Consider the following 16616-nt stretch of genomic DNA (forward strand, 5'->3'; position numbering starts at 1 on the left):
GAAATAGCCGGGATTGCCACCGTCGGGGACTACGGTCGACCTTTGTGACTTTTCGCCCGACGGCTCGGCCGTTCCATGACCTGGTCCTGCGAAGGATCCGTTTCCGGCTCAGGTTCCGGTACAGGTACAGGTTCCTGCCTCAGTCGACGACGGCGGCGGTGTCGGTCGGTGACCCGAGCTGCGCCGGCACTGCGGCCGGGCCGCTGCCGAAGGGGTACTCCCGCAGCTTGCGCCAGACCCCGTCCGAGCCCTGCTCGTAGAGGGCGAATCCGCCGCAGATCCAGTCCGCGGAGTACTCCGCGAGCGCGCTGAACGCCAGGTCCATCGCCTCCTCGGAGATCCCGTGGGCGACGGTGACGTGCGGGTGGTACGGGAACGCCAGCTCGCGGCTGAGCGGCCCCTCGGGGTCGCGGACCCGGCCCTGGAGCCGGGTGCAGCCCGTGGCGCCCTCGACGACCTTGACGAAGACGACCGGCGAGAGGGGACGGAAGGTTCCCGTGCCGGCCAGCCGCATCGGGAAGGGGCGGCCGGCCGCCGCCACCTCGGCCAGGTGGGCGCGGATCTCCGGCAGCCGGTCCGCCTCCACCTCGGTGGGCGGTACGAGGGTGACATGCGTGGGGATGCCGTGCGCGGCAGCGTCCCCGAAGCCCGCGCGCCGCTCCTGGAGCAGGCTGCCGTACGGCTCCGGGACCGCGATCGAAACGCCGAGCGTTACGGTCCCCACGAGTCTCTCCTCCGTCGTCGTTCCGGTCGTCCGTGCGCGGGCCGGGCCCGTGCTGAGCGCGGGCCGGGCGTGGTCTGTGCGAGTGCTGCCGCCCCAGTGTGGCGCCAGCACCCCCCAGATCGCCAGGGGACTCTGTCGCTCAGTGCTTCGCGGGGAGGAGTCCGAGCCTGTCGTAGGCCTGCGCGAGGGTCTCCGCCGCGACCGCCCGAGCCTTCTCCGCGCCCTTGGCCAGCAAGGAGTCCAGGGTCTCCGGGTCGTCCAGGTACTCCTGGGTGCGCTGCTTGAACGGTGTGACGAAATCGACCATCACTCCGGCCAGGTCGGTCTTCAGCGCGCCGTAGCCCTTGCCCTCGTACTGGGCCTCCAGAGCGGGGATCGTCTCGCCCGTGAGAGTGGAGTAGATCGTGAGCAGGTTGCTGACGCCGGGCTTCTCCACGGCGTCGAAACGGATCACGGCCTCGGTGTCGGTCACCGCGCTCTTGATCTTCTTCTCGGTGGCCTTGGGCTCGTCGAGGAGGTTGATCAGGCCCTTGGGGGACGACGCCGACTTCGACATCTTGATCGACGGGTCCTGGAGGTCGTAGATCTTCGCGACCTCCTTGACGATGTGCGCCGCGGGGAGGGTGAAGGTGTTGCCGAAGCGCTGGTTGAAGCGCTCGGCGAGGTCGCGGGTCAGCTCGATGTGCTGGCGCTGGTCCTCGCCGACGGGCACGGCGTTCGCCTGGTAGAGCAGGATGTCGGCGACCTGGAGGATCGGGTACGTGAACAGGCCGACGGTGGCGTTGTTCGCGCCCTGCTTGGCGGACTTGTCCTTGAACTGGGTCATCCGGCTGGCCTCGCCGAAGCCGGTGATGCAGTTCATGACCCAGCCGAGCTGCGCGTGCTCGGGGACGTGGCTCTGGATGAAGAGCGTGCAGCGCTCGGGGTCCAGGCCGGCGGCGAGCAGCTGCGCGGCGGAGAGGCGGGTGTTCGCGCGGAGGTCCTTCGGATCCTGCGGCATGGTGATCGCGTGCAGGTCGACGACCATGTAGAAGGCGTCGTGCGTCTCCTGCAGGGCCACGTACTGGCGGATGGCTCCGAGGTAGTTCCCGAGGTGGAACGAACCGGAGGTGGGCTGGATGCCGGAGAGCGCGCGAGGACGATCAGAAGCCATGGCTTCATTCTCTCAGGTGCGGGGCGGGACTCTGTCCGCGCGCTGGCCGGATCCGTGCGGGTCGCGGGGCCCGGCGCGTCCGGGGCCGCACCCCGCGCCCGGCCCCGCGCCGGGGCTCCGCCCGAGTACCGGACAGTAGCGGCGCGTCCGGATCCTGCCCCGGCCGAGCGACCGCTTTCCGTTCAGGCCACGGGGGGATGCCGCTGCGCGGGGCTTCGCGGGCACTGCCCACACCCGCGCCTCAATCGCCGGCGGGGCTGAAAGATCCAGCCTCGCCGGCGTTCGAGGCGCGGGGGTCTGGGGGCAGCGCCCCCAGCAGCCGGGCCGCGGGGTCAGGACAGCGGGAGACCCGGGGCCGGGAAGGCGGCCATCAGGTCCGTGACCTCCGCGCGGATCGCGGCCAGGGCCGGCTCGTCCGACTTCGCCGCCGCGTCGACGGCGCGCGAGATCCAGTCCGCCACCACCGGCATGTGGTCCACCCCGAGCCCACGGGAAGTGAGCGACGGCGTGCCGATCCGGATGCCCGACGGGTCGAACGGCTTGCGCGGGTCGAACGGCACGGTGTTGTAGTTGACCACGATGCCCGCGCGGTCCAGCGCCTTCGCGGCGACCTTGCCGGGGACGTCCCGCGACGTCAGGTCCATCAGGATCAGGTGGTTGTCCGTTCCGCCCGACACGAGGTCGAAGCCCCGGGCCAGGAGCGCCTCGGCCAGGGCCTTGGCGTTGGCCACCACCGCGTGCGCGTACGTCACGAACGACGGCTGCGCCGCCTCGTGCAGCGCGACCGCGATGCCGGCGGTCGTCTGGTTGTGCGGGCCGCCCTGGAGGCCCGGGAACACGGCCTTGTCGATGGCCTTCGCGTGCTCCGCGCGGCACATCAGCATCGCGCCGCGCGGGCCGCGCAGGGTCTTGTGGGTGGTGGTGGACACCACGTCCACGTGCGGCACCGGCGAGGGGTGGGCGCCGCCCGCGATCAGGCCGGCGATGTGCGCCACGTCCGCGACCAGGACCGAGCCCGCCTCCTCGGCGATGGACGCGAAGGCCGCGAAGTCGATCGTCCGGGGCAGCGCGGTGCCGCCGCAGAAGATGATTTTCGGCCGCTCGGCCAGCGCGAGGTCGCGCACCGCGTCGTAGTCGATGAGCCCCGTCCCGGCGGAGACCCCGTACTGCACGCCCCGGAACCAGGAGCCCGTCGCCGAGACGCCCCAGCCGTGGGTGAGGTGGCCGCCCATCGGCAGGGCCATGCCCATCACGGTGTCGCCGGGCTTCGCGAAGGCCAGGTACACCGCCAGGTTGGCCGGCGAGCCGGAGTACGGCTGCACGTTCGCGTGGTCCACCCCGAACAGGCCCTTGGCGCGCTCGACGGCCAGTGCCTCGACGCGGTCGATGTTCTGCTGGCCCTCGTAGTACCGGCGGCCGGGGTAGCCCTCGCTGTACTTGTTCTGCAGCACCGTGCCGGAGGCCTCCAGCACCGCCGCGGACACGTAGTTCTCGCTGGGGATCAGGCGCAGGGTCTCGGCCTGCAGGGATTCCTCCGCCTGTACGAACGACGCCAGTTCGGGGTCGGTCGCGAAAAGGGCGGGATGGGCGGACGGCTGGCGCGCGGTCATGGCGGCTCCTCCGGGGTCGATGTCGGTTCGTCCCCGCGAGGCCCAGGCGAGCGGCCCTGTATGCGGTCGTGCGCGCACGACTCCCCCGGAGTTGGTTCTCCGTGCGCCAGTTGCCGTGCGTACGGCCCACCTTAGCGGGCGCGCCACAAGAAAGGTTTCTCCGTCCGCTGTACGAGCGAGGATGGAAAGTGACGCCACCCTCGTCACAGGCCTGACGGACGATCGGAGACCCCGTGTCGACAACTGCTGATGCCATCCGCTCCGCCGACGCGCACAGCGCGCACAACTACCACCCGCTGCCCGTCGTCGTCGCGACCGCGGAAGGCGCGTGGATGACCGACGTGGAGGGCCGCCGGTACCTGGACATGCTGGCCGGCTACTCGGCCCTCAACTTCGGCCATGGAAACCGCCGCCTCCTCGACGCGGCCCGCGCCCAGCTGGAGCGGGTCACCCTCACCTCCCGCGCCTTCCACCACGACCGCTTCGCCGACTTCTGCACCGAGCTCGCCGCGCTGTGCGGCAAGGAGATGGTGCTGCCCATGAACACGGGCGCCGAGGCCGTGGAGACGGCCGTCAAGACCGCCCGCAAGTGGGGCTACGAGGTCAAGGGCGTCCCGGACGGCCACGCCAAGATCGTGGTCGCGGCCGACAACTTCCACGGCCGGACGACGACGATCGTCTCGTTCTCCACCGACCACGACGCCCGCGACCACTTCGGCCCGTACACCCCGGGCTTCGAGATCGTCCCGTACGGGGACCTCACCGCGCTCGCCGCGGCCGTCACCGAGAACACCGTGGCCGTGCTGCTGGAGCCGATCCAGGGCGAGGCGGGGGTCCTCGTACCGCCCGCCGGGTACCTGCGCGGCGTACGGGAACTGACGCGCGAGCGGAACGTCCTGTTCATGGCGGACGAGATCCAGTCGGGCCTCGGCCGCACCGGGAAGACCTTCGCCTGCGAGCACGAGGACGTCGTCCCCGACGTGTACATCCTCGGCAAGGCCCTCGGCGGCGGGGTCGTGCCCGTGTCGGCGGTCGTCGCCGACCGGGACGTGCTCGGCGTGTTCCGGCCGGGCGAGCACGGCTCGACCTTCGGCGGCAACCCGCTGGCCTGCGCCGTGGCCCTGGAGGTCGTCGCGATGCTCCGGACCGGCGAGTACCAGCAGCGCGCCACCGAGCTCGGCGACCATCTGCACCGGGAGCTGAACCTGCTGGTGGGCGGGGGCGCGGTGACGGCCGTACGGGGACGCGGGCTGTGGGCGGGCATCGACATCGACCCGGCGCGCGGGACGGGCCGGGAGATCTCCGAGAAGCTGATGGAGCTCGGGGTGCTGGTGAAGGACACCCACGGGTCGACGATCCGGATCGCGCCGCCGCTGGTCATCAGCAAGGAGGACCTGGACTGGGGCCTGGACCGGCTCCGGTCGGTCCTCGCCGCCGACTAGACGGCCTCGGCCGTCAGAGGATGACGTGGGGCAGGAAGCGGGCGTACTCGTCCGTGACCGGCCCCGCCGATTCCCGGATGCCGAGCCCCGCCGACTCGTCCTCGACGACCCACGCGCCGAGCACCACCCGGTTGCCGTCGAAGTCGGGCAGCGGGGCCAGGCCCTGGAAGCAGTACGCCTCCCCCTCGGCCGGGACGAACGGCTCGCCGCTCCCGTCCGCCGGGTGCAGGGTCACGCCGGCGCCCTCGCGGCCGAGCAGCGGCTTCGCGACGTACCCCTGGCCGCCGGTGTCGGCGAGCTCGCGCGGTCCGTCGAGGTAGGCGGGCAGCAGGTTCGGGTGCTCCGGGAAGAGCTCCCACAGGATCGCCAGCAGCGCCTTGTTGGACAGCAGCATCTTCCACAGCGGCTCGATCCACGCGGTCGTGCCGGAGCCGCCGCCGTGGTCGTACGTGCCGAGGACCTGCGGGCCGAACTCGTCGGCGGCCAGCCACTCCCACGGGTAGAGCTTGAAGCAGCTGCGGATGAAGCGGAGCTTCTGGTCCACGAACCGGCCGGACAGGCTGTCCCAGCCGATCTGCTCGACGGAGATCGACTCGGTCTCCAGGCCCGCCTGCTCGGCGGTCTCCTGGAGGTAGGCGACCGTCATCAGGTCCTCGCCGAGCTCGTCGGTCTCGGAGTGCGCGAAGTGCAGCGGGCCGGTCGGGAGCAGCTCCGACTGCCGGCGCCAGGCGTCGACGAGGCGCTCGTGGAGGGAGTTCCACTGGTCGGCGCCGGGGAACCGTTCCTCCATCCAGAACCACTGCGGACTCGCCGCCTCCACCAGGGAGGTCGGGGTGTCGGCGTTGTACTCCAGGAGTTTGGCCGGGCTGCCGGAGCCGTCGTAGCGCAGGTCGAAACGGCCGTACAGGGAGGGCTGTTCCGCACGCCGCCGCCAGGACTCGCGGATGCGTCCGGCGAGCTTCGCGTCGGTGATGCCGAGGTCCGCGAAGCGGTCGTGCTCGACGATGTGCGCGGCGGCGGCCAGGCACATGGCGTGCAGTTCCTCGACGACGTTCTCCAGCGCCTCGACCTCGGGGAGCGAGAAGGAGTAGTACGCGCTCTCGTCCCAGTAGGGGCGCAGGGAGTCGTCGGGGTAGCGGGTGAGGGGGTAGATGAGCCCCTGCTCCTCGACGATGCGCTGCCAGTCCGGGCGGGGCTCGATGGTGTGGCGCTTCATCGGGGGTCAGCCGCCGCTGGAGCCGGTGCTGCTGCCGCCGATGCCGCCGCGGGTGACGGCGGACTTGTCGAAGCTGCCGCCGGTGACCTTGTTGTTGACGACGCTGCCGCCGTAGTAGTACGAGCCGCGGCCGCCGCTCTTGCACTCCTTGGTGTTCAGCTTGTCGAGCGTTGCGCGGTCGGCGCAGCGCTTGTCGGGCTCGTTGCTGCTGCCGCAGGCCACCAGGGCCGCTGCGAGCAGGCCCATGCCGCCGAGCGCTACGGTGCCGGAGCGCATCCGGCGCTGGTTCTTGTTGCTGATGTCCATCTGTGGCGGCTCCCCTAGTGGCGTGCTCCCGACAGACTAGAGCGGTGGTCCGGACCGATGGAATCCAGCCGCCGTCATGCCCTCGTCACACCGGTGACTTAGAGTCAGTTCGTGCTCATTGGGATGATTTGCGCACTCGGTGCGGCGGTCTGCTTCGGTACGGCCTCGGTCCTCCAGGCGGTGGCCGCCCGCGCGGCGGAGCCCGGAACCGGCTCGGGCGTGGACACCGCGCTGCTGCTGCGGGCCCTGCGCCAGTGGCGGTACCTCGCGGGCCTCGGGCTGGACGGGGTCGGCTTCGTGCTCCAGATCGTGGCGCTGCGGCACGTCCCGATCTACACGGTGGGGGCGGCGCTGGCGGCCAGTCTCGCGGTCACCGCGGTGGTCGCGGCGCGGCTGCTGGGCGTACGGCTGCGCGCGAACGAGTGGGGCGCGGTCGCGGTGGTCTGCGCGGGGCTGCTCATGCTGGGTCTGGCGTCCGGGGAGGAGGGCTCCGGCAAGGGCTCCCTGGCGCTGAAGCTGGGCCTGCTGGGCGTGGCGGGGCTCGTGCTGCTGGTGGGAGCGGTGTCGGGCGGGCTGCCGGACCGGGCCCGGGCCCTGGTGCTGGGCCTGGCGGCCGGCACGGGCTTCGGGGTGGTGGAGGTGGCCGTCCGCCTCATCGACGGGCCGTCGCTCGCGAACCCGGCGCTGTACGCACTGCTGCTGGGCGGCGGCGCGGCGTTCCTGCTGCTCACCTCGGCCCTGCAGCGCGGCTCGGTGACGGCGGCGACCGCCGGGCTGGTGCTCGGCGAGACGATCGGCCCGGCGGCGGTGGGCGTGGCCTGGCTCGGGGACCGCACCCGCGAGGGCCTGACCTGGCTGGCCGTGGCGGGCTTCGCGGTGGCCGTCGCCGGAGCCCTGGCCCTGGCCCGCTTCGGCGAACTCCCGGAGCAGAGCCCGCGGCAGGAGCCGGTCCGAGGGCACTGATCCGCCCCTGAAGTGCCGGGTGGCTCGCTATGCTCGCGCGGCTCGATGCAACCACCGCAGCCTGCCCGAGGACGTGACCCGGCTTGATGTCCATACCCGTTGCGCTGATCGCCGTCGTCGCGATCGCGGTGCTCGCCGCCGCGTGGCTGATGCGCCGATCCTCCCGCGGCGCCGCCACCGCCCCGGGCACCACGGCAGTGGCCGAGGCCCGGCCCGAGCTCCCCGCGGCGGGGCTCCTGGTGCCCGAGGACGTGCTCCGGGCCTCCGGCTCGACCTCCGCCGCGATCTGGGACGCGCTCGAAGCCGCAGCGGCGCCGGTGGCCGTCGAGTACTACCCGGTCGGCGAGCCGGAGATCGCGAAGTTCCGGACCGTGCCCGTGAACGCGACGGCTCAGCAGGCGCTGGCCGGGATCGTGGAGGCCGTCAACCCGAAGGGCCCGACGCTGTTCCGGGTGGTGCTGCCCAAGGGCGCGGAGCTCGTCAAGGCCGTCGGAACCTCCGGGTTCAGAGGGTTCTCCCGCACCGACGGCAAGACGGCACATGCCGTGCTGAAGCCCGTAGCCGCCGGCGGAGCGATCGCGGCGGGCTGGCCGGTGCTGGCCGTCGCCGGAACCGTCATGGCGCTGGACATGGTGGCCCAACGCGAACAGCGGGCGCACCAGCGCCGGGTCGAGGCCGGCCTGCGCCGCCAGGAGGAACGCCACTACGTCGAGCGGATCAAGGACCAGCGATCCGCCGACGACCAGTTGTCCCGCGCGATCAGCCTGATGCTCGACGGCCGCGATCCGCATCTCGAACTCGCCCTGAAGGGCGCGTACGACGAGTTCCACCGCTCCCGGCAGTTCCTGGAGAAGCACCGCGGCGTCATCGACGAGCTGGTGGACGACGACGGCAAGGTCGACTACCGCCGCCTGGAGGAGGCCCTCGGCGGCACGACGAAGGAGACCGACCACTTCGTCCGGGAGCTCCACCTGGCGCGAGCGGCGATCGCGATCCGGCGCAAGGCCATGGTTGCCGACGGGGCGGCGCTGGCGCTCGCCGATCCCGCCAATCCCTACGCCGCACTGCGGCGGTTCATGGAGTCGCAGGTCCATCAGCTGGAGGAGGCCGAGGCGATCGTGACCGAACTGACCGAACGCCTCACCCAGGTCGAGCTCAAGGGCCGTTGGCACGACTTCGGCACGTCGGTGGCGACGCGCCAGGAACAGCTCCGCGCCCAGATCTCCCCGCCCGCGGTCGACGGCGACGCCGGGATCCGCTACCTCAGGACGTCGTCCGGCCAGATCCTCCAGATACTTCCGCCCGAGGAGGAAGAGCCCTCGCAGCCCGCGCAGGACGAGCCCGGCGACCGGCCCGACGACGAGCCCGGCGACGAGCCCGGCGACGAGCCCGGCAGCGACTAGGGCAGCGGCAGCGTCGCCACCAGCGCGGCCAGGGTCGGCGACCAGGCGCTGGTCGGCGGGGTCCCGTACCCGACGACCAGCGCCTCGCGGGGCGGGACGGCCGCGTCGGGATGGCGGAAGAACGACAACGGGTGCAGGGCCAGGTCCTGCCAGGCCGCCGACCGCAGGACCTCCCGCTCGCTCCCCGGCGGCAGGTCCAGCACCGCGTGCAGCCCCGCCGCGATGCCCGAGACCTCCACCCGGTCCGAGACGGCGGCGACCAGCTCGTCGCGCCGCCGCCGGTAGCGCATCCGCATCCCGCGCACGTGCCGGTCGTAGGCGCCGGAGCGGATGAACTCCGCGAGGGTGAGCTGTTCCAGCGCGCTGGAGGTCCAGTCGGTCCGGCCCTTCATCGCGAGCACCTCGTCCAGCACGGACGGCGGGACCACCATCCAGCCCATCCTCAGCCCCGGCGCCAGCGACTTGCTGGCCGTGCCGAGGTACACCACCCGGTCCGGGTCCAGGCCTTGCAGCGCCCCGACCTGCTGGCGGTCGTAGCGGAACTCGCCGTCGTAGTCGTCCTCCAGCACCAGCCCGCCGGTGGTCCTGGCCCAGTCCACCACCGCCGTCCGCCGCTCGGGAGTGAGCGCCGCGCCCGTCGGGAACTGGTGCGCCGGCGTCAGCAGCACCGCGCCGGCCTCCGCGGGCACCTCGCCCGTACGGGCCCCCGCGCCGTCCACGCCCATCGCGCGGGTCCGCAGCCCGGCCCCGGCGAGCAGGTCCCAGTGGATGTCCAGCCCGTACCCCTCCACCGCCACCTCCCGGACCCGCCGTGCCCGGAGCACCCGTGCGAGCAGCGTCAGCCCGTGCACGAAGCCCGCGCAGAGCACGATCCGCTCCGGGTCCGCGTACACCCCGCGCGCCCGCGCCAGGTACCCGGCCAGCGCCTCCCTCAGCTCCACGCGCCCGCGCGGATCGGCCCCGTACCCGAAGGCCTCGTTCGGGGCGTCGGTCAGCGCCCGCCGGGCCGCCGAGAGCCAGGCCGCGCGCGGGAAGCCGCCCAGGTCCGGGGTGCCCGGCAGCAGGCTGTACGAGGACCCCGGCCGCGCGGGGCGGCGTGCGGCGGCGGCCGTCGCGGCCCGCCGCGGCCGCGCCCGCTGCGCGACCCGAGTCCCGGAGCCCTGGCGGGCGGTGAGCCAGCCCTCGGCGACGAGTTCGGCGTACGCCTCCGCGACCGTGTTGCGGGCGATCCCGAGGTCCGCGGCGAGCGAGCGCGAGGACGGCAGCCGGGTCCCCGGGGCGAGGCGGCCGCTGCGCGCGGCCTCGCGCAGCGACTCCGCGAGCCCGGCCCGCAGGCCGCGCCCCGCGGTGAGCTCCAGGTGCAGGTCCGCGCCGAAAGTGGCCCAAGAATCCGTCATGGATATGGACCATATCGGCGGTCCGCCTGGTTCGTAGGGTGGAGCCATGACCACACACCAGCACCACGCCGAGACCGCCCCCGAACAGGCCCCCCGCATGCAGTGGGCCAAGGCCGCCCCCGAGGTCTACAAGGCCGTCTACGCCCTGGAGGTCGCCTCCAGGAAGGGCCTGGATCCCACCCTGATCGAGCTGGTCAAGATCCGCGCCTCGCAGCTCAACCACTGCGCGTTCTGCCTGGACATGCACACCAAGGACGCGCTGGCGGCGGGCGAGAGCGTGGAGCGGATCGTCCTGCTCGGCGCCTGGGAGGAGTCGCGCCACTTCTACACCGAGAAGGAGCTCGCGGCGATCGAGCTGACGGAGGCCGTGACCGTACTGACCGACGGTTTCGTGCCGGACGAGGTGTACGAGCGGGCCGCGAAGCACTTCGGGGAGCAGGAGCTCGCCCACCTGATCGCCCTGATCGCGACGATCAACGTCTGGAACCGCTTCGGCGTCACCACCCGCATGGTCCCGGGCCACTACAAGGCGGGCTCCCACAAGGTCTGACCCGCCCGCACCGTCATCCGCCCAGCAACTGCGTGACGGCCCCGAGCACCGCGCCCCCGGAGGCCAGCAGCTCCACGACACCGCCCGCCGAGGCGAGCGCGTCCCGCACCCGGGACAGCCGGCCGACGCCGGCGGTGCCGGAGGCGGCCAGCTCGTCCTCGGCACCGGCCAGCTCCGCCTCCAGCACCTCGACCTCGGCGCGCGGGGTGAGCCGGGCGAGGTCGGCGCGCAGTTCCGCGATGGCGGTGCGCAGTTCCTCGTACGCCGCGTCGGGCACGGGGGCGGAACCGCCGTGGTTGACCACGCTGTTGTGGTTTCCGGAGCCGCCGATGCTGAAGCTGCTGCGGTCGACGTTGCCCAGGTGTACGGACGGGCCGCGGCCCTCTGCCTCAGGCGCCATGGCCTGTCCCCCTGTCTCCGTGATGGTTGGTCGTGCTGTTGTGGCTGGTCCCTCCGATGCCGAAGGAACTGTTGTTCACGGACTGGATGAACACGGCTCCCGGTTCCACCCGGATGGTCTGCCGCTCGAACTCCTCGGTCTGCCAGCCCGCTTCGTGCAGCGCCTTGCTGACACCGCCCACCACCCGCTCCTGGATCGCCTTCAGGAAGCGTTCGATGTCCATCTCGTGGAAGATCGAGGCCTGCTGCTCGGAGCCTAGCTCCCGGACGGAGGCCTCGGGGCCGATCATCTGGTACGGCCCGTCGGAGGTCTCCGTGGCCAGGCGCCAGGTACTGCCCTGTGCCTGGACCAGCAGGATCAGGGCGTCACCGACCGAGTGCGGGGCCCGGGCGAGTGAGCGCAGCACCCGGCGCAGGACGCTCTCCGCGCGGTAGCGGGCGGCGATCGCGTCGGCGGACTGGAAGAGCGTGCGGACGGGCAGCAGCACGTGCGGGGCGAACTCCACCATGAGCATCCCGCCGTGGGTGTGGACCCGTACGAACACGGTCAGGACCATTCCCTCGTCCCAGGCGCTCACGCGTATGCGCAGGTAGTGGCGCCGCCTCTCGCCGGCCTCCTCGATGGCATCCCGGCAGTGCTGGGCCATGGCCTGCGGTTCGTACGGCGCCGCGTCGCGGTGCGGCAGTCCCTGAGCGGGCAGGAAGACGCACTCCTCGATGACGAGTTCACGCAGCCGGTCCAGCACTGCCGCCTCGACCTGCGGAGAGCCCTTGGGGCCGGGGACCCTCAGCCCTTCGAGTCCCTCGGTGATCGAGCCGAGGACCCGCGTGTTGTCCAACGGCGTCGGCCGCCCGGAGGCGGGCAGGTCGGTGCGCGGCCGCAGTTCCAGCCCGGACAGGCTCCAGGCGCGGAAGGGCCGTCCTGCCCCGCACATCGGGTTCGTCACGTTGTAGAGGATCATCGCCTGGTGCTGCTCGCGGCGGATGCGCGCCCGAACCCTGGGGAAGCGGGTCCCGTTGTTGCCGTGGCCGGTGGTCTCGAAGGCCATCGCCGCATAGCGCTGGGGGGTGAGTTCGCTCCCGAGGATCCTGGCCACGTGCATGTGGCGCATCTCGGCGGCGTACCCGATCAGGGCGAGGATGCCCACCGCACCGAGCCCGGCCACCCCGGCCGGTGCCACCGGCGGCAGCCAGGTCGACCGCGCCACCGGGCCGGGCAGCGCGACGAAGAGCACGGTGCCGGCCAGCAGCACCCGGGCGCCGTTGTGGAGCAGCCGGGCGAGCACGTGCCACACCCCCCGACCGGCCGTCCTGCGCATCAGCCGGTCCGTCAGGGTCAGGCCCAGGCAGGGCAGCAGGAGCAGCACGACCGGTTCCAGCAGCAGCTGGGCGAGCGTCCAGAGCGTCAGGACGAGCGCGGCCCAGCCGAGTTCGACGCGTCGGGCGCGCAGCGCGTGGGCGAGGACCCGGGACGCGTCGAAGCCGTACGAGGGCGCCACGATCCGCTCGGAGTGGACGTACAGCTCCTCGATGACCCGGTCGCGGAAGGCGCGGTCGAGGTAGGTGCCCGCGCACAGCAGCCGGCCCGCCTCGCTGGAGGCAGGGTCCACGGGGGGCCTGCCGGGCAGGGGCGGTCGTGTCACCGGCACAAATTAAGCCACCGCGGGGGAGACCGACAGGGGCGAATGCGCCAGAACGCCCCGGCGGGGCCCGCCGGGGCGTTCTGGGTGAAGCGGTGAAGCGGTGAAGCGGTGAAGCGGTGAAGCGGTGAAGCGGTGGATCAGGTGGAGCGGTGGATCAGATCAGGCCGAGCTCGCGGACCGCGTCGCGCTCCTCGACGAGCTCCGCCACGGACGCGTCGATGCGCGCACGGGAGAACTCGTTGATGTCCAGGCCCTGGACGATCTCGTACTTGCCGTCCTTGGTGGTGACGGGGAAGGAGGAGATGATGCCCTCCGGGACGCCGTAGGAGCCGTCCGACGGGATGCCCATCGAGGTCCAGTCGCCCGCGGCGGTGCCGTTGACCCAGGTGTGCACGTGGTCGATGGCGGCGTTGGCGGCCGAGGCGGCGGAGGACGCGCCACGGGCCTCGATGATCGCGGCGCCGCGCTTGGCGACGGTCGGGATGAAGGTGTCGGCGAGCCACAGCTCGTCGCTGACGACCTCGGCGGCGTTCTTGCCGGCGATCTCCGCGTGGAAGATGTCCGGGTACTGGGTGGCCGAGTGGTTGCCCCAGATGGTCAGACGCTTGATGTCGGAGACGTCGGCGCCGGTCTTCTGCGCGAGCTGCGAGATCGCGCGGTTGTGGTCCAGGCGGGTCATCGCGGTGAAGCGCTCGGCCGGTACGTCCGGGGCGGCGGCCTGCGCGATGAGCGCGTTGGTGTTGGCCGGGTTGCCCACGACCAGGACCTTGATGTCGTCCGCGGCGTGCGCGTTGATCGCGGCGCCCTGCGGCTTGAAGATGCCGCCGTTGGCGGAGAGCAGGTCACCGCGCTCCATGCCCTTGGTGCGCGGGCGCGCGCCCACGAGCAGGGCGACGTTCGCACCCTCGAAGCCCGCGTTCGGGTCGTCGAAGATGTCGATGCCCTTCAGCAGCGGGAAGGCGCAGTCGTCGAGCTCCATGGCGGTGCCCTCAGCGGCCTTCATGCCCTGGGGGATCTCCAGAAGACGGAGCTTGACCGGCACGTCCGCGCCGAGCAGGTGGCCGGACGCGATGCGGAAGAGCAGCGCGTAGCCGATCTGGCCGGCGGCGCCGGTGACGGTGACATTCACGGGAGTGCGGGTCATGGCCTTCTCCGTTAGACAGCTGGCGGTGGGGCGTCCCCGCCCCATGTGCTGGGAGGACGCCGCTCCCCGACCCTGTGAATCTTGACGTGAAGAGACATCCGCGGTCAGGCTATCCGACCCGGGACCGGGCCAACCCCCCGGTCCGTGTGGTGCGTGGCACACGGACCGGCCGTTCGAAGGTCCACCGGCCCGATTCCCCATGTGTTCCGGCAGTTCGGGGGCCGTTTCACCCGGAAGATCCGCCCGGTTCGGGGGCTCCGGGTTCACCCGGTGGACACGGCGGCTCAGCGGACGGTGAAGCGGACCGCGCTCTCCAGGAACGGGATGTTGAGCAGCGGCTTGGGCTCCATGACGAGCGCGAGCAGCGTGATCGCCACGCCCAGCAGGCCGTACGTGACCATGTCCGTGAAGCGGGAGCGCACCGCGAGCATGCCCACGGACGGCAGTATCCGGCGCAGCACCGCCGCCGCGATCAGGGCGATGCCGATCAGCAGGCAGCCGACCCGCGGGTGGCCCATCGCGGTGGACAGCAGCCCGGCCGCGGTCGCCGTGAGCACGGCGAGCATCGGCCACTGGCGAGCCGGCGCGGGGGCGTCCCCGGGCGCGGCCCGGCCACCGCCCTCGGGGCGGGCCGTGTCCCGGGTGATGGACGGGAAGCGCCGGGACTTCGCCGCGCCGGACTCGGCGGCCGCGCGCCCGGCGGCTGCGGCGGGCGCCGCGGGCGCCGGGGCCGCAGGGCCCACCGGCTTCGAGACCGGCGACTTCGAGACCGGCGACTTCGAGACCGGCGGCTTCGAAGCCGCCGGCTTCGGGGCGCCCCCGCCCGTGCCCCGCTCGGGGGCCGGGTCCGCCGCGCGTTCAGCCCGCACTGGTGTCGGTCCGTTCGGCCGCCTCGACGACGTTGACGAGCAGCTGGGCCCGGGTCATCGGGCCGACTCCGCCCGGGTTGGGGGAGATCCAGCCCGCCACCTCGGCGACCGCGGGGTGCACGTCCCCGACGATCTTGCCGTTCTCGTCGCGGCTGACGCCGACGTCGAGCACGGCCGCGCCCGGCTTCACGTCCTCCGGCTTGACCAGGTGCGGGACACCGGCCGCCGCGACGACGATGTCGGCCTGGCGCAGCAGCCCGGAGAGGTCGCGCGTGCCGGTGTGGCACAGCGTCACGGTCGCGTTCTCGGACTTGCGGGTGAGCAGCAGGCCGATGGAGCGGCCGACGGTGATGCCGCGGCCGAGGACGACGACGTGCGCGCCGTTGATCTCCACGCCGTGGTGGCGGAGCAGTTCGACGATCCCGTACGGGGTGCAGGGCAGCGGCCCCGGCTCGTTCAGGACCAGCCGGCCCAGCGACATCGGGTGCAGGCCGTCGGCGTCCTTCTCCGGGGCCATCAGCTCCAGGACGCGGTTGGTGTCGATGCCCTTGGGAAGCGGGAGTTGGACGATGTAGCCCGTGCACTCCGGGTTGGCGTTGAGCTCCCGCACGACCGCCTCGATGTCCTCCTGGGAGGCCGTCGCGGGCAGTTCGCGCTGGATGGAGGCGATGCCGACCTCGGCACAGTCCTTGTGCTTGCCGTTGACGTACCAGCGGCTGCCCGGGTCGTCGCCGACCAGCAGGGTGCCGAGGCCGGGCGTGATGCCCCGGGCCTTGAGCGCCGCCACGCGGGCGGTCAGTTCGGACTTGATCGCGGCTGCGGTGGCCTTGCCGTCGAGAATCTGGGCGGTCATGGACCCATCCTCCCGGATGGAGCGGCCCCGGTTCCAGTCGCGTCCTCCCACCGGCTTGAACATGCGATTCATTGCACTTGCACAACAAGTCACCGACCGGTCGCACAGCGGCTGGACAAGTCCGCTCCGGCCCGACGACCATGGCCGAAAGAGTGCCGCGGGCAGTGCCGGGGGGCGGGCCGCATACCGAACGCAGTGATCCTCCGTGCGTGCCGTGCGTCCCCGCACTTCCACGGAGGAACACCCCACATGAGTTTCGGCGACCCGAACAACCCGTACGGGCAGCAGCAGGGCCAGCCCGGTTACGGCTACCCGCAGCAGGCACCGCAAGGCGGCTACCCCTACCCGCAGCAGGCCCCCGCTCCCCACGGATACCCGGGCCACCCCCCGTACCCGGTCGTCCCCGGCGCCTACCCCGGCATGCCGGTGCAGATGCGGATGCCCGGCCTGATGAAGACCGCGCGCGTCTTCCTGTTCATCATCGGCGGCCTCCAGCTGCTCGTCGCCGCCTTCGCGATCTTCTCCGGTGTCGCGCTCTCCACGACGGTGTCGAACACGAGCGGCGACCTCACGGGCGGACTCATCATCGCCATCGGCGCCGCGGCCGCCGCCTTCGCCCTCGTGCCGATCATCCTCGGCGCCCGCTTCGCCAAGGGCCGCAACGGGGTGCGCGTCACGACGATCATCTACGGGACGCTGGGCATCCTCGGCAGCCTCGGGAACCTGGGCGTCAACGCCTCCGACTTCGAGCACTCCGCGGTGGTCGCGCCCGTGCTCTTCAGCGCCGCCATCGGCCTGACCATCAGCGTGATCATCTTCGCTTCCATGGTCAACAGCAGCGCGACCGTCTGGTTCAACCGCCCGCGCTACTGACGCCCGCGCCACCGGACCGGACGGCGAAGGCCGCGCCCCGCACTGCTGCGGGACGCGGCCTTCGCCGTCTG

The 16616-nt window shown here is 72.2% G+C and carries 16 protein-coding genes and 1 riboswitch; of the genes, 5 read left to right on the forward strand and 11 right to left on the reverse strand.

Annotated features, from left to right (window positions below; translation table 11 throughout):
• Window positions 1–139 precede the first annotated feature (139 nt).
• From AB0M99_RS07660 to glyA, 3 genes are all read right to left on the reverse strand, one after another.
• On the reverse strand, window positions 140–724 hold the full coding sequence (locus AB0M99_RS07660) for a 2'-5' RNA ligase family protein (RefSeq protein WP_365917744.1): 585 nt from the start codon (window positions 722–724) through the stop codon (window positions 140–142).
• A gap of 139 nt (window positions 725–863) precedes the next feature.
• Window positions 864–1877 (reverse strand): tryptophan--tRNA ligase, encoded by a 1014-nt coding sequence (gene trpS, locus AB0M99_RS07665; RefSeq protein WP_365917745.1) that lies wholly within the window; start codon window positions 1875–1877, stop codon window positions 864–866.
• 332 nt (window positions 1878–2209) lie between these two features.
• Window positions 2210–3487: a serine hydroxymethyltransferase gene (gene glyA / locus AB0M99_RS07670; protein WP_365917746.1), complete on the reverse strand. Its 1278-nt coding sequence runs from the start codon at window positions 3485–3487 to the stop codon at window positions 2210–2212.
• Between the two features lie 33 nt (window positions 3488–3520).
• Window positions 3521–3611: riboswitch (ZMP/ZTP riboswitch) on the reverse strand.
• 109 nt (window positions 3612–3720) lie between these two features.
• Between glyA and rocD the strand changes: the two genes are divergently transcribed.
• Window positions 3721–4929 (forward strand): ornithine--oxo-acid transaminase, encoded by a 1209-nt coding sequence (gene rocD / locus AB0M99_RS07675; protein ID WP_365917747.1) that lies wholly within the window; start codon window positions 3721–3723, stop codon window positions 4927–4929.
• A 13-nt stretch (window positions 4930–4942) separates the two neighbouring features.
• Here the strand turns inward: rocD and AB0M99_RS07680 are convergent, their stop codons facing one another.
• Both AB0M99_RS07680 and AB0M99_RS07685 read right to left on the reverse strand, forming a co-directional pair.
• Window positions 4943–6145 carry a glutathionylspermidine synthase family protein gene (locus AB0M99_RS07680; RefSeq protein WP_365917748.1) on the reverse strand — a complete coding sequence of 401 codons (1203 nt, stop codon included), beginning with the start codon at window positions 6143–6145 and terminating at the stop codon, window positions 4943–4945.
• 6 nt (window positions 6146–6151) lie between these two features.
• A complete protein-coding gene (locus AB0M99_RS07685) occupies window positions 6152–6451 on the reverse strand; it encodes a hypothetical protein (RefSeq protein WP_365917749.1) in 300 nt (99 codons plus the stop codon).
• A gap of 123 nt (window positions 6452–6574) precedes the next feature.
• Here AB0M99_RS07685 and AB0M99_RS07690 point away from each other — a divergent pair, with 123 nt between their 5' ends.
• Together AB0M99_RS07690 and AB0M99_RS07695 are read left to right on the forward strand one after the other, a co-directional pair.
• Window positions 6575–7414, forward strand: a complete 840-nt coding sequence (locus AB0M99_RS07690) for a hypothetical protein (RefSeq protein WP_365917791.1) — start codon at window positions 6575–6577, stop codon at window positions 7412–7414.
• 86 nt (window positions 7415–7500) lie between these two features.
• Complete coding sequence (locus AB0M99_RS07695) at window positions 7501–8817, forward strand: hypothetical protein (RefSeq protein ID WP_365917750.1); 1317 nt, start codon at window positions 7501–7503, stop codon at window positions 8815–8817.
• Here AB0M99_RS07695 and AB0M99_RS07700 read toward each other — a convergent pair.
• On the reverse strand, window positions 8814–10214 hold the full coding sequence (locus tag AB0M99_RS07700; RefSeq protein ID WP_365917751.1) for a PLP-dependent aminotransferase family protein: 1401 nt from the start codon (window positions 10212–10214) through the stop codon (window positions 8814–8816). The genes AB0M99_RS07695 and AB0M99_RS07700 overlap by 4 nt on opposite strands.
• Window positions 10215–10260: 46 nt before the next feature.
• Between AB0M99_RS07700 and AB0M99_RS07705 the strand changes: the two genes are divergently transcribed.
• Window positions 10261–10764: a carboxymuconolactone decarboxylase family protein gene (locus AB0M99_RS07705; protein WP_365917752.1), complete on the forward strand. Its 504-nt coding sequence runs from the start codon at window positions 10261–10263 to the stop codon at window positions 10762–10764.
• Window positions 10765–10777: 13 nt separating this feature from the next.
• Here the strand turns inward: AB0M99_RS07705 and AB0M99_RS07710 are convergent, their stop codons facing one another.
• From AB0M99_RS07710 to AB0M99_RS07730, 5 genes are all read right to left on the reverse strand, one after another.
• On the reverse strand, window positions 10778–11164 hold the full coding sequence (locus tag AB0M99_RS07710) for a hypothetical protein (RefSeq protein WP_365917753.1): 387 nt from the start codon (window positions 11162–11164) through the stop codon (window positions 10778–10780).
• Window positions 11154–12806 (reverse strand): hypothetical protein, encoded by a 1653-nt coding sequence (locus AB0M99_RS07715; RefSeq protein WP_365917754.1) that lies wholly within the window; start codon window positions 12804–12806, stop codon window positions 11154–11156. Before AB0M99_RS07715 ends, AB0M99_RS07710 begins: the two co-directional genes overlap by 11 nt.
• 154 nt (window positions 12807–12960) lie before the next feature.
• Window positions 12961–13950 (reverse strand): malate dehydrogenase, encoded by a 990-nt coding sequence (locus AB0M99_RS07720; protein ID WP_365917755.1) that lies wholly within the window; start codon window positions 13948–13950, stop codon window positions 12961–12963.
• A gap of 284 nt (window positions 13951–14234) precedes the next feature.
• The gene (locus tag AB0M99_RS07725; RefSeq protein WP_365917756.1) at window positions 14235–14819 is read right to left on the reverse strand and encodes a DUF3017 domain-containing protein; all 585 of its coding nucleotides are present in this window, start codon (window positions 14817–14819) and stop codon (window positions 14235–14237) included.
• Window positions 14809–15672, reverse strand: coding sequence for a bifunctional methylenetetrahydrofolate dehydrogenase/methenyltetrahydrofolate cyclohydrolase (locus AB0M99_RS07730; RefSeq protein WP_365917757.1), 864 nt, complete (start codon window positions 15670–15672; stop codon window positions 14809–14811). The genes AB0M99_RS07725 and AB0M99_RS07730 overlap by 11 nt, the downstream gene beginning before the upstream one ends.
• A 249-nt stretch (window positions 15673–15921) precedes the next feature.
• On the opposite strand from AB0M99_RS07730, the gene AB0M99_RS07735 reads away from it, so the two are divergent.
• Window positions 15922–16545 (forward strand): hypothetical protein, encoded by a 624-nt coding sequence (locus AB0M99_RS07735; RefSeq protein WP_365917758.1) that lies wholly within the window; start codon window positions 15922–15924, stop codon window positions 16543–16545.
• Window positions 16546–16616 lie beyond the last annotated feature (71 nt).

It is taken from the genome of Streptomyces sp. NPDC051183, from assembly GCF_040682455.1.
GTDB lineage: Bacteria > Actinomycetota > Actinomycetes > Streptomycetales > Streptomycetaceae > Streptomyces.

Bases quoted from the DNA above. Each gene is read 5' to 3' on its own strand.
- AB0M99_RS07735 (WP_365917758.1), top strand. From the start codon at position 15,922: ATGAGTTTCGGCGACCCGAACAACCCGTACGGGCAGCAGCAGGGCCAG.
- glyA (WP_365917746.1), bottom strand. From the start codon at position 3,487: ATGACCGCGCGCCAGCCGTCCGCCCATCCCGCCCTTTTCGCGACCGAC.
- AB0M99_RS07695 (WP_365917750.1), top strand. From the start codon at position 7,501: ATGTCCATACCCGTTGCGCTGATCGCCGTCGTCGCGATCGCGGTGCTC.
- AB0M99_RS07710 (WP_365917753.1), bottom strand. From the start codon at position 11,164: ATGGCGCCTGAGGCAGAGGGCCGCGGCCCGTCCGTACACCTGGGCAAC.
- AB0M99_RS07705 (WP_365917752.1), top strand. From the start codon at position 10,261: ATGACCACACACCAGCACCACGCCGAGACCGCCCCCGAACAGGCCCCC.
- AB0M99_RS07680 (WP_365917748.1), bottom strand. From the start codon at position 6,145: ATGAAGCGCCACACCATCGAGCCCCGCCCGGACTGGCAGCGCATCGTC.
- trpS (WP_365917745.1), bottom strand. From the start codon at position 1,877: ATGGCTTCTGATCGTCCTCGCGCGCTCTCCGGCATCCAGCCCACCTCC.
- AB0M99_RS07700 (WP_365917751.1), bottom strand. From the start codon at position 10,214: ATGACGGATTCTTGGGCCACTTTCGGCGCGGACCTGCACCTGGAGCTC.
- AB0M99_RS07685 (WP_365917749.1), bottom strand. From the start codon at position 6,451: ATGGACATCAGCAACAAGAACCAGCGCCGGATGCGCTCCGGCACCGTA.
- AB0M99_RS07730 (WP_365917757.1), bottom strand. From the start codon at position 15,672: ATGACCGCCCAGATTCTCGACGGCAAGGCCACCGCAGCCGCGATCAAG.
- AB0M99_RS07690 (WP_365917791.1), top strand. From the start codon at position 6,575: ATGATTTGCGCACTCGGTGCGGCGGTCTGCTTCGGTACGGCCTCGGTC.
- AB0M99_RS07720 (WP_365917755.1), bottom strand. From the start codon at position 13,950: ATGACCCGCACTCCCGTGAATGTCACCGTCACCGGCGCCGCCGGCCAG.